This window comes from Larkinella bovis, from assembly GCF_042655385.1.
GTDB classification, from domain to species: domain Bacteria; phylum Bacteroidota; class Bacteroidia; order Cytophagales; family Spirosomataceae; genus Larkinella; species Larkinella bovis.
Genome location: NZ_JBHSMA010000005.1, coordinates 347546 through 359684, shown reverse-complemented (window position 1 = coordinate 359684; position 12139 = coordinate 347546). Strand labels below are relative to the sequence as shown.

Sequence of the window (12139 nt, the reverse complement as noted above, 5' to 3'; positions counted from 1 at the left end):
TTCGTTTTGTCATTTCAGGGAGAAACAAAAGTAGGATTACTTTCGGATAATTAATTTCTGCACCCCGGTCTTTTTACCGTCCGACAGCCGGACCAGGTAAAAGCCGTCAGGCAGTTGGCGCACATCCAGTTCCCGTTGTCCTTCTGCCGTACGAACACGAACGACGCTCCGACCGTTCACATCGACGATCTCGATCTGCTGAATGGCCGGATTTTGCCACAACAAAATACCGGAACTGGGATTCGGGAAAACCATCAGGCGGGTTGCCAGACCGGGTTCGTCGTCCACGCCGGTCACCGGGGCCTGCCCTCCCCCGCCAATGACGGGCCGAATCATCGGTACGCCACCCGGATTGTTCGGGTCCCAGGACGTGCCCCGACCTTCGAATACCTGGTTGCCAAACGGGCTGTTTTTGTCAAAACCGATGGCGGTCACATACTCCTCGCTCACTTGGGTCCAGCCCACGTAAAACGTATCCGTAACGGCTACGCCATAATCGAACGGAATCGTCACAAAACCGTTGCGCGAATTGGCATAACTGATTACGGCGGCTTTCTGGTACAAGGTGCGACCCGGTTTTCCGCGCTCATCGGCGTACAGACTGAAAACCGCCACCTGCCCGGTTAAATTGGTTTTGACGGGCGCAAAACAAACCTGAAGCGCCGAAACCGCATCCGGTTTATTCAGCCGAAACCGCACCGCCACGCGCCCCTGCCGCTGCGTGTTCTGAATGGCCGCTTCGGCGGTTCCATCGTCGTAGGCGTAATAATTATCCAGCACCGTTACGGAGGCAATCGTGTCATTTCGTCGCAGGTTAACGCCGGGAATGGTATCGGTGGTCTGCACCGCAAACTGGGTTTGCAACACGGCTTTCTGGCCCGCAAAACCCGCCGGCAACGGCTGCGGCTTCATCACTTTCAGCTGCGAGCTCAGGGAGGGAATGCCTTCCGATGGCGACTGGTACTGCTGCAAAACCGTGCCGGTCTGCTGGTCGCGCACCACCGCGCGAAAAGCCGTGAAGTTGAAGTTGTTGAAGAGATTGACAATATCAGTCCGGATCGTGTCGGCGGTTTCGGCGGCCGGATTCAGCAGGTATTGCTTCAAGGGCATGGCCGTATACCGTTTCAGGAAAGACGAAACCGGCTGACGGGTCGCAATGTCTTTGATGTATCGATTCGTGGCCGAACGTCCCCGATCCAGGTAAATGTAATCGAGGTGCCAGCTATCAAACGCGCCCGAAGTGCGGCCAAACGCCTGAAACCGGAACTGAAAAGCCGCGTGTAAAAACCGGGGCTGATCAACCGCGACAAACGACTGCGTGAAATTATTATTGGTCGTATCACCCGCCTGCTTCCAGACGGTTTCCCAGGTGCCGGTGGTTGTCAGAAACTGAAGCCGCAGCGAATCTTCGGTATCCGGCAGTTCGCCCAGTCCTTTGCGTTGCCAGTAAAAACTCATAAAAATGGCATCACCGGCGGCATAGCCCGCCAGATCAATGGGTTGCGAAGTGAGCGTATCGGTCGGCCCGGACGCTTCCGGGTTCGTGAAATCGTAGGGGGTTCCATCCGCTTTCAACCCGTCGAATGTAGCCACGTTGAGCGACGGGTGATTGATAGGGAGCGTGTTGTTGATGTACACATTGCTGGGTTGCCAAAGCGTCGGATTCGGCCGGTCGGTGGCTGTGGCAAAATCATCGAAAAACGGAAGCTTCACCGCCTGAATCCGGGCACCGGCCGTAGCGGGTCGGACGGCGGACGGGGGCTGGGGAAACGATTCGAGGGGAACGATCCGAAGCTGGGCGGAAGCCGTCGAAACCGCAACGAACACGAAAGCCAGTAAACACCCCATTGTTTTCAGTGGATAGCCCATCGCCACCCGCTTCCAGTCAATACGCGCCAATTGGTTGTTTACTAAACGGTGTTTCATCTTACTGGCTATCATCATTTTCGACCGGGCCAACCACCCAGAGGTCGATCACATCCCCGACCCGGATGGTCGCGCCGGATTTAGCCGCCGGATTCTGCCGAACCACGGTCCCGACTTCCTTCTCCGGATCGTCTACCGGAAGAATCGTGCCAACCTGTAGATTGGACCCCCGGATCAGCATTTCGGCTTCATCGCGCGGTTTACCTACAACGTCCGGAACCGCAAACATCGTATTGCCCAAACCGTCGCCCACCACAATGTCGATCTTGGAACCCTTGGCAATGCGGGTTCCCGGCAGAATTTCCTTGCCGTTGTAGAGTTGCTGCAAAACCGTTCCCTGTGCCAGATCTGGCACGTACTTCAGTTTCCCCATCTGTAACCCGTTGCTGGACAGGGCATATTGCGCACTAACGTAGGTCTGATCCACCAGCTTGGGCATCGGAATCATTGGTGGATTCTGGGTCGTAATGGTAATGTATATTTTCCGGCCTTCTTTAACCTTAAAACCGGGTTTGGGATACTGCCCCACCACCGTCAGCGGCTCGGCCCCGGCCACGTACGTACAATCGCTCACCTCGTACCGCAGGTCGTGGTCGTTCAGAAAATCTTCCAGTTCGGACGTGCTCATGCGGGCCAGATCCGGCACCGTAATCGTCTGGCCGTGGTGCGTGGTGAATGGCAGGTACAGAAAGAAAAAACCTAGAAACAGGGCGGCTACCAATCCCAGAATAATTCCGATGTGGGTCAGCAGGTCGGCTGTCGTTCGGGTGCTTATTTTTGCCATGAAAGCAAGGAGTTCACGCTTCGTTAAACCACAATAGTAACGGTTTACGGGGCATTTATCGATACAAACCCAGCATTTTTTTTATGTATTTTCCCACAATGTCGAACTCCAGATTGACCACATCGCCCACCCGCAGATCACGGAATGTGGTATGCTCGAACGTATACGGAATAATTGTCACCCGAAACGAATCGGCTTCTGAATTAAAAACCGTCAAACTGACGCCGTTGATACAGATCGAGCCTTTTTCTACGGTCATGTTGTGGTCCAGGGGCGCATCGGTGCTGAGCCGGTATTGAAAATCGAACAGCCAGCTTCCGTTCTGATCGGTAATCCCGGTGACAATACCGGTTTGATCGACATGGCCCTGTACAATGTGCCCATCGAACCGTCCGTTGGCAGGCATGCAGCGCTCCAGGTTGACCCGGTCGCCAACTTTCAACCGCCCCAGGTTGGTTTTCTTCAGGGTTTCGTCAACAGCCGTCACCGTATACGTCTCCCCGCTCACCGAGGTTACGGTCAGGCAAACGCCGTTGTGGCTCAGGCTCTGATCAACTTTCAATTCGGGGGCAATCCGGGAGGTCAGGTGGAACGTCAGGTTGGTTCCTTCGGCGGTGATGTCGGTTACTTCGCCGGTTGCTTCAATAATGCCGGTAAACATAAGATCTTGAACTGGGATTACGCAGGTTAAAGGGGTAACAGGATCTGGTCGATAAGAATTCCTGACGGACCGGTAGCGGCTCCGGTGCGTCTGTTCTTTTCCGGGAACCGGCATTATGGTATCGGAAAGCCGACGGATCGCAGGGCCACCGTACGCTGGTGCGTTTTTTTGCTACAAATCACTGAATGAATCCGTAATTTCACGGCCTAAAACCATCCTGCTATGTTTCGGAACCGTTTTTTGCTGGTAGGTCTTTTTCTGATCGTGCTGACGATTATTTACTTCTCTTTTTTCGAATCCGGTACTACCGATACCCCGGCCGTGGCGGACCCGGAAACCTACCGCGCGGAAGTGGCGCAAAAGAGAAAAGAGAAAGAGGAATTTTTCCGGACCAGCAGCGAATCGCCCTTTACCGACAATGTACCGTTTAAACCCCTGATTTACTTCAACCCCGACCCGAGTTACCGCGTCTCGGCCCGGCTGGAACTTTTCGCCGATAAAAAGAAACTGGTGGTTCCACTGACGGACGGCAGTGAGGAGGTCTATGAAAAATACGCTCATGCGGTTTTCACCCTTCAGGACGAAGTATGCCGGTTGCTGGTGCTCAAACACGCAAACACACTTTCCATTTTGTTCAAGGACAAGACCAGCGGAAAAGAAACTTACGGGGGTGGGCGCTACCTCGATTTTACGACCGACGACGCCAGGGAAAACCGGCTGCTCATCGACTTCAACGAAGCCTACAATCCGTACTGCGCCTACAACCATGAATATGCCTGCCCCTTGCCCCCCGCCGAAAACACGCTACCGATAGCCGTCCGGGCGGGGGAAAAATACCGGGAACCGTGATGCCGCCCTGGTATGCTTTTGATGATGAATCCCAACGTGCCGCCCACGCCGACAGGCGATCAAGAAGCTACGATGTCGCAATCCATCATTCATCGTCCATAACTCCTCATCAAAATCATGCACATCACCGGAATCATAGCTATCTTTGCAATCCATTTCCAGTTGCTGTATGAAGATTTCCTATCAATGGCTTAATCAATTGATTAGCCTGAATGAAGGTCCGGAGAACGTTGGTAAAATCCTGACGTCGACGGGTTTAGAGGTTGAAAGTATCGAGAAAATTGAGTCTATTCCGGGTGGATTGGAAGGCGTCGTCATTGGCGAAGTGCTGACCTGCGAAAAACATCCCGAAGCCGATAAACTGAGCCTGACCACGGTCGATGCGGGCCAGGGTGCCCCGCTGAACATCGTCTGCGGAGCCCCTAACGTGCGGGCCGGCCAGAAAGTAGTCGTTGCGCTGGTTGGCGCAACCCTGCACCCGACCAGCGGAGAACCGTTCACGATCAAAAAGGCGAAAATCCGGGGAGCCGCTTCGGAAGGCATGATGTGCGCCGAGGACGAGATCGGCCTGGGCACCTCCCATGCCGGCATCATGGTGCTGGATACCGACCTGCCGAACGGTACACCCGCCGTTCGCTATTTTGGTCTGGAAGCCGACTACCAGATTGAAATCGGTCTGACGCCCAACCGCGCCGACGCAGCGTCTCACCTCGGTGTTGCCCGCGACCTGAAAGCCGTCTGGCAACGCCCGGTGCAATGGCCGTCGGTGGATGGTTTTCACATTGATAATCAGAATCTACCCATTGAGGTGATCGTCGAAACCCCGGAAGGAGCGCCCCGCTATACGGGTCTGACCATCGACGGGTTAACGGTGAGCGAATCGCCCGACTGGCTGAAACACCGGCTGCGCGCCATCGGCCTGAGTCCGATCAACAACATCGTGGATGTGACGAATTACGTGTGCCACGAACTCGGCCAGCCACTGCACGCGTTCGATGCCGACCGGATTACCGGTGGCAAGGTGATTGTAAAAACCGTAGCGGACGGCACCCCGTTCGTCACGCTCGACGGCGTGGAACGGAAACTGTCGGCCAGTGACCTGATGATCTGCAACGCCACCGAACCCATGTGCATTGCCGGGGTATTCGGCGGGCAGCAATCGGGCGTGAAGGCCCAGACCACCCGGATCTTTCTGGAATCGGCGTATTTCGACCCGGCCTGGATCCGGCGGACCTCACAGCGCCACGGGTTGAAAACCGACGCGTCGTTCCGTTTCGAACGGGGCACGGACCCCAATCTGCCGGTTTTTGCCCTCAAACGTGCCGCCCTGCTGATTCAGGAAGTGGCGGGGGGAACGATTAGTTCGGCGATTACGGATCATTACCCCAGTCCGATTGCGGATCGGGACATTGCGATTCGCTACCGGAATGTGGACCGGCTGATCGGCATTACGATTGAGCGGGCCGAAATTACCCGGATTCTGGAGAGTCTGGATATTCAGGTGCGTGACCAGACGGCGGAAGGGTTTACGGCCACGGTGCCGCCTTACCGCGTCGATGTGGAACGGGAAGCGGATGTGATCGAAGAGATTCTGCGGATTTACGGACTCGACAACGTCCCTTTGTCCGACCATCTGTCGGCAGATTTTCTGTCTGAATTCCCCGAAACCGATCCCGATCAGTTGCAGGAACGCACCAGTCAGCTGCTGGCAGCGAATGGTTTTTACGAAACCATGACCAACTCGCTGACCCGCCCGGCCTACCACGCGGCCATTCGGGCGACGTTGCCCCATGCGGATGTGCAGTTGCTGAATCCGCTGAGCGAAGAATTGTCGGTGATGCGGCAAACCCTGCTGTTTTCCGGGCTGGAAACGCTGGTCTACAACCTGAACCGGCGGCAGAAAGATGTGAAGATTTTTGAATTCGGAAAAACCTACAGCCGCGAGGACGAACGGTTTTATGAGCGGCCCCGGCTGGGCATCTGGATGGTCGGCCGGCTTCAGGCCGAAAGCTGGCAGAATGGCGGTCAGCGGACCGACAGCGCAGCTTTAAACTATCACGACCTGGCGGGAGTTATACAGAAAATACTGGCTTCGTTTCGGATTAAAACCACTGATAGCCAACCCGCTGACCCGGCTATCTTCCAGTATGGCTTGACCTTATCGGTCAATAAAAAACCGCTGGTTACGTTGGGTCTGGTGAAGGCGAATCTGACGAAACTGGTCGAGCTGAAGCAGACACCGGTTTTCTACGCCGATTTCGACTGGCAGTATTTGCTGAAGCTCTATAACGGCAAAGCGGTTTTCGAAGAAGTGTCGCGGTTTCCGGAAGTTCGGCGCGATCTGTCGCTGGTGCTCGACACCAGTGTTACGTACGCGCAGATCAGCAAGTTAGCCTATACCACGGAGCGGAAGCTGCTGCGCGACCTGAACGTGTTTGACGTGTACGAAGGCGAAAACCTGGGCACAGGCAAAAAGTCGTATTCGGTCAGTTTCATTCTTCAGGATGCCAGTCAGACGCTGAACGACACGGTCATTGACAAAACCATGAATCGGCTGATGTCGGCTTTTGAGCGGGAATTGGGAGCCGAAATCCGGAAATAAGAAATGGGGTGATTTTTTCGGCCCTTGTTGCAGAAAATCGGTTGGAAGCGGTTAGCTTTAGCGGGTAAATTTTGAATCTGTTATGAATACTACGTCACCGGTTCTTTCACAAATGGATGCCTTTGAAGCCAAGGCCTTCCGTCTGATGGAAATGATCCGGGAAGGCCGGGAACGGATTCTGGAACTGGAACAGGTTCGAAAAGTGCTGGAAGAAGAAAAGGCTGATTTGGCGAATCAGCTCGCAAAACAGCAGAATCAACTGAAACAACTGGAAAAATTGGTGAATAATTCGCCAAAAGAGTTTTCAAAACCAACAAATATTCCTAAGATTGTAAATAACAAACACAATGACGCAGGGACTACTGCCGAATTGAAGCAACAACTAACGGCTTACATCGACGAATTGGATCGCTGTATTGCCTATTTGAGTGCCTTGTCATAATCACTCATCAGCGTGTTGGAAGCGTGTGGAACGTTTCTGATGCTGGTTCGACAAGCCGTACGGATGGAAGAGTTATTGTCAATAAATATCCGAATTGCAGGCCGGAATTACCCGCTTAGCGTTCTTCCTGAAGATGAGGAAAACGCCCGGGAAGCCGGGCGTCTCGTCAATGAACGTTTTTTGGAAGAGAAAAATAAAAAGAAAAAACGCGATGACGTTGATATTCTGGCGGTAATTGCCGTCATGAATACCGTAAGATGGCTAAACGCAAGCAATGAAAAACTGGCGCTGCAAGCAACAATAACCGAGCGGATAAACCGCTTAGACGAGTTGATCGACTCGACCTTAACTACCTGAAAATGGGATTGTTGATCAACCTCAAAACCCTTCCCTCCTGTACGACTCAACGCTGGCTGCCCGGCAGCCGGTTTGCTTCACGTTCCGGTACTGTAGTTGTCTGTGAAATCTATATTTTTCACACAAACGTCTACGGACATGAATAAAATTGATTTCTGGGTGGTGCTGTTGTCGGATATCCTATCAATCGCGGCAGGCATCTATATCGGCAGGAAGCTGTTGGGCCGCCTGTTCTCCCAGCGTGAGAAAGATGCCGAAACCCGAGCGGCAGAGATTATTAAAAATGCCGAGTTGACGGCCGAAAATATCAAGAAGGACCGCATTCTGGAGGCTCGGGAAAAGTACCTGAAATTGAAAGCTGAGTTTGAAGAAGACACCAATCGGAAGAAAAACATCCTGATCACCAACGAAAACAAACTCAAGCAGCGCGAACAACAACTCCAGCAACAGGCCGACCAAAGCAAACGCCGGGAAATGGAACTGGAGCAGCAGAAAGCCAAACTGGATCAGTTGCAGGAAAGCATTGGGAAACGCCGGGAAGAAGCCGAGCGCATGCGACAGCAACAGGTAGAAGCCCTGGAGAAAATTGCGAACCTCACCGCCGAGCAGGCCCGCGAGCAGCTCGTGGATGCCCTGAAAGCCGAAGCCGATTCCCGGGCTTCGTCATACATCAAAAGCATCGTCGAAGAAGCCAAGCTCACGGCTACGAAAGAAGCTAAAAAGGTGGTCATCGAAACCATACAGCGGACGGCCACTGAACACGCCATCGAGAACTGCGTGTCGGTTTTCAACATCGAAAGCGACGACATCAAGGGGAAAGTAATCGGTCGCGAAGGGCGGAACATCCGGGCCCTGGAAGCGGCAACGGGGGTCGAAATCATCGTAGACGATACGCCGGAAGCCATCATCATTTCCGGTTTTGACCCCGTTCGGCGCGAAATCGCCCGCTTGTCGCTCCACCGACTGGTGCAGGATGGCCGGATTCACCCCGCCCGAATTGAGGAGATCGTGGCCAAAACCCGCAAAAACATCGAGGATGAGATTGTGGAAATCGGCGAACGGACGGTGATCGATCTGGGTATTCACGGGTTGCACCCCGAACTGATCAAGATGATCGGCCGGATGCGGTTCCGCTCCAGCTACGGTCAGAACCTGCTGCAACACTCCCGCGAAGTCGCCAAACTCTGCGCCACGATGGCTGCCGAACTGGGTCTGAATGCCAAATTAGCCAAGCGGGCGGGCCTGCTCCACGACATCGGGAAAGTCTGGCCGGAAGAAGCGGAACTGCCGCACGCCGTGCTGGGCATGGAACTGGCCAAGAAGTACAAAGAGCATCCGGAAGTCTGCAACGCCATCGGGGCACACCACGACGAGATCGAGATGACGAGCCTGATTTCGCCCATCGTGCAGGTCTGCGATGCGGTTTCCGGTTCGCGGCCCGGGGCCCGTCGGGAGATGATGGAGTCCTATATCAAACGGCTGAAAGAACTCGAGGAACTGGCCATGAACTTCTCCGGCGTTACCAAATGCTACGCCATTCAGGCCGGGCGCGAGCTACGGGTCATGGTCGATGCCGAAAACGTATCCGACGAAAAAGCCAACACGCTCTCGTTCGATATTTCGCAGAAAATTGAAAAGGAAATGCAGTATCCCGGCCAGATCAAAATCACCGTCATTCGGGAAATGCGGTCGGTAGCTTACGCAAAATAAGTGGTCTGAGGTTCAAAGTTTAAGGTTTAACGTTGCGGAAATACCCGCATTTGAACAAGTTCGTTAAACCTTAAACTTTGAACCTCAAACTTTTTATCTCACTGGAAACCGTAGAGCCGGAACCGTCGCCGGCGTAGGGATGCCCGGTAAAACCGCTTCGTGCTTCAGGCTATCCGGCAAAATCTTCACATCAAGGCCCAGCTGTTTTTTCAAGCCTTCCCAGTTGTTCCGGCCGTCCTGATACGCCGGATTGACCAGCATCGACATGTTGTAAAAATAGGACGCCAGGTGGTACCGCCCTTCGCCCTGGTAGATCACCCCCAGGTTGTTGTAAGCCGGTGCGTAATTCGAGGAAGCCCGAATAGCCTGTTTGTAGTAATAAACCGCCGAATCCCGGTTCGGAATCAGTTTCTGGTACGAATACGCAATCGAGAAAAAGGCTTCGCCAAAACCGGGATATATCTCCGTCGAACGCCGTAAGTGATAGATGGCTTTATTGAAATAATACCGTTTCTGTTTCGGATCTTTCTCCTCAGCACACTTATTAATCCATTCATTGGCCACGTGCCGGTTGACCTGGCAACTGTTCGAAGCGTAAACCAGACCGCTGTTAAAGAGCGTAAAATTATCTTTCCAGTCTTCATTACGAACGACGGTCCGGAAGCTGAATAAACCCCCGACGACCACACAGAAGCCAATCAGAATTCCGTATCGTTTCAAAACCGGTGCCGATTCGGACAGGTTCAGCCGCTGCACCAACAGCAGGTCAAGCCCCGCAAGCACCGCCAGGACGAAGCCCAGAATCGGCGCGTACAAAAACCGTTCGGCCAGAATGCCCCCCCGGAACAGGACGAACCCCAGACCCGGCGTCATGGTAATGAACATCCACGTCAGACCAAACCCCCAGACCGCCCGTTTCCAGAACCCTCTCCAAGCCAGCCAGACGAGCCCGCCAAACGAGAACAGCCCCAGTAAGGTTTCCCAATCGCTCAGTTTCCCGGACGGAATCACGTCGTAGGAATAATCGTACGAGAGGTGCAGCGGAAAGATCAGAAGACGCAGGTACTGGGCGAAAAATTTGAAGGTCGTCAGGAACTTGGTGTTTTGCAGGGCGTACGGATAATTGGCCCAGTCGACCGGCGGATTGCCGCTCAGCGTGCCAATCATGGCCTTTTTTTGCCAGAAAAACAGCGCCGTCACGAGCAGATACGGCCAGATGCTGATGAGTGACTGCACAAAATTCCGTTTGGCAAACGTGTACTGCATGATGACAATCAGCCCCAAACCGACCAGTGACGACTCTTTCGAAAGATACGTCAGGTACATCCAGAACGCCGAAAACGCAACCCAGCCTTTCTGCCGGGTTTCGAGGAATTTCCAGTATGTCAACATCACCAGCGTCATGAACAGAAAACTCAGCATTTCGTCCCGGCTTTTGATGTTGGCCACGACCTCCGTATGGAGCGGATGGGCCATGAACAGGAAAGCAATCAGCGTGGTGAGAACGGCCCGGCCGGGCATCCACTTTTGCAACAGAACAACCAGAAAAAAACCGGTCAGTGCGTAAATCAAACCGTTGATAATGTGACTGATGTGCGGATCACCGTTGAAATATTCTTTCTCCAGGGCAAACGTAATGAGTGCCAGCGGGCGGTAGTAACCGAGTGAAATATTGCTGAAATGCCAGAATTCCGTCTTCAGCAAATCGGGAATCCCTTCGATGCCTTTCTGGACAAACAGATTCTGGGTGATGGCAGCGATATCATCGAGCGCAAGCCCGTGATTAAAGGTATTGGCGTACAAGGCAAATCCGATGACCGCGATCAGCAGGGCCCATAGCCATTGAATGGGTCGGTTTTCCAGTGGTTCGGGTACGGGTAAAAGAGGTTGCGGTTTCGTCGGAGCCGGACGTGGCATGGGTTTACTGGCTCCGGTTGAAGTGGGTCGGACAGACGGTTTTTGCCCCCAGGAAGACTGATTCTTTTTAGACATACGAACTGGTCGGGTCGGTTTTAATTCAAGTCAATAGTTGTTTTACAAAACAAACATTTACCTGATAACTTATCTGTAAAAATGGCAAGATTCCGGCAAATAGCAAGGGGTTCTAGTGGCAAATCCCGGCCGGTCGCTGCCCCTGAAAGACCGCAAATATCTTGCCGGGTTCGCTCCTCTCCGGTTTCATCAGGCCAGCGCCGGTTTTGCCCTGAGAATCAGTCCCGACGAAACCGCAAAAGAAATTGTGTACGCGCTATTTGATCTTTTTTCTTATTTTTCCATTTCATTTTCATACTGGCCGTTGCCGGTCTGTACAACTAATCCCCTTTTATATGGCATCCGCTTTTCTGGGCCTACGGACGATTATTTACGCGGCACCCGATTTGCTTTACGCAAAGAATTGGTATTCAACCATATTGGGTGTCAAGCCGTATTTCGACGAACCTTTTTACGTAGGTTTTTCAGTGGGCGGTTATGAACTGGGGCTGGACCCAACCGTTAAACCTTCCGATGGCAGCACCATCACCTACTGGGGTGTCCCAAACATCGAAAAAGCCTGGGAACACCTGATGAGCCACGGCGCCAGCGTCCATTCCGGCATCGAGGAAGTCGGCGAAGATATCAAAGTCGCCAGCGTCAAAGACCCGTTTGGCAACGTGTTCGGAATTATCGAAAACCCGCATTTCAAAGCGGAGTAGCGACCAAAAGCCTTTTCCGTACGTAAAAAGCACGGCCATACAGTAGAATCGCCGGTTTTACCGGCCCGGTATTTTATAAATTCCCGCTGCCTGTTCTTCAGCAACGATAGCGCGA

General features: G+C 53.3%; 10 protein-coding genes. 6 read left to right on the top strand and 4 right to left on the bottom strand.

What is annotated here, in order from left to right; translation table 11 throughout:
• Window positions 1–36 precede the first annotated feature (36 nt).
• Genes ACFPMF_RS17910 through ACFPMF_RS17900 form a run of 3 tightly spaced genes read right to left on the bottom strand, consistent with a single transcriptional unit; the run spans window position 37 to window position 3371 of the window.
• Window positions 37–1926, bottom strand: a complete 1890-nt coding sequence (locus ACFPMF_RS17910; RefSeq protein ID WP_379847826.1) for a T9SS type A sorting domain-containing protein — start codon at window positions 1924–1926, stop codon at window positions 37–39.
• A 1-nt stretch (window position 1927) separates the two neighbouring features.
• A complete protein-coding gene (locus tag ACFPMF_RS17905) occupies window positions 1928–2710 on the bottom strand; it encodes a PASTA domain-containing protein (protein WP_379847824.1) in 783 nt (260 codons plus the stop codon).
• A gap of 55 nt (window positions 2711–2765) precedes the next feature.
• Window positions 2766–3371, bottom strand: coding sequence for a riboflavin synthase (locus tag ACFPMF_RS17900; RefSeq protein WP_379847822.1), 606 nt, complete (start codon window positions 3369–3371; stop codon window positions 2766–2768).
• A gap of 222 nt (window positions 3372–3593) precedes the next feature.
• Between ACFPMF_RS17900 and ACFPMF_RS17895 the strand changes: the two genes are divergently transcribed.
• The 5 genes from ACFPMF_RS17895 (at window position 3594) to rny (ending at window position 9331) form a co-directional block, all read left to right on the top strand.
• Entirely contained in the window at window positions 3594–4220 is a 627-nt protein-coding gene (locus ACFPMF_RS17895; protein ID WP_379847820.1) for a DUF1684 domain-containing protein, read from the top strand.
• A 169-nt stretch (window positions 4221–4389) separates the two neighbouring features.
• Window positions 4390–6822: a phenylalanine--tRNA ligase subunit beta gene (gene pheT, locus ACFPMF_RS17890; RefSeq protein ID WP_379847818.1), complete on the top strand. Its 2433-nt coding sequence runs from the start codon at window positions 4390–4392 to the stop codon at window positions 6820–6822.
• Window positions 6823–6934: 112 nt separating this feature from the next.
• Complete coding sequence (locus ACFPMF_RS17885; RefSeq protein ID WP_379847816.1) at window positions 6935–7264, top strand: hypothetical protein; 330 nt, start codon at window positions 6935–6937, stop codon at window positions 7262–7264.
• A 63-nt stretch (window positions 7265–7327) separates the two neighbouring features.
• Window positions 7328–7621, top strand: coding sequence for a cell division protein ZapA (locus tag ACFPMF_RS17880; protein WP_379847814.1), 294 nt, complete (start codon window positions 7328–7330; stop codon window positions 7619–7621).
• Window positions 7622–7759: 138 nt separating this feature from the next.
• Window positions 7760–9331 (top strand): ribonuclease Y, encoded by a 1572-nt coding sequence (rny, locus tag ACFPMF_RS17875; RefSeq protein WP_379847812.1) that lies wholly within the window; start codon window positions 7760–7762, stop codon window positions 9329–9331.
• A 93-nt stretch (window positions 9332–9424) separates the two neighbouring features.
• Here rny and ACFPMF_RS17870 read toward each other — a convergent pair whose 3' ends face one another.
• Entirely contained in the window at window positions 9425–11323 is a 1899-nt protein-coding gene (locus ACFPMF_RS17870; protein WP_379847810.1) for a tetratricopeptide repeat protein, read from the bottom strand.
• 335 nt (window positions 11324–11658) lie between these two features.
• On the opposite strand from ACFPMF_RS17870, the gene ACFPMF_RS17865 reads away from it, so the two are divergent.
• Entirely contained in the window at window positions 11659–12024 is a 366-nt protein-coding gene (locus tag ACFPMF_RS17865) for a VOC family protein (RefSeq protein ID WP_379847808.1), read from the top strand.
• Window positions 12025–12139 lie beyond the last annotated feature (115 nt).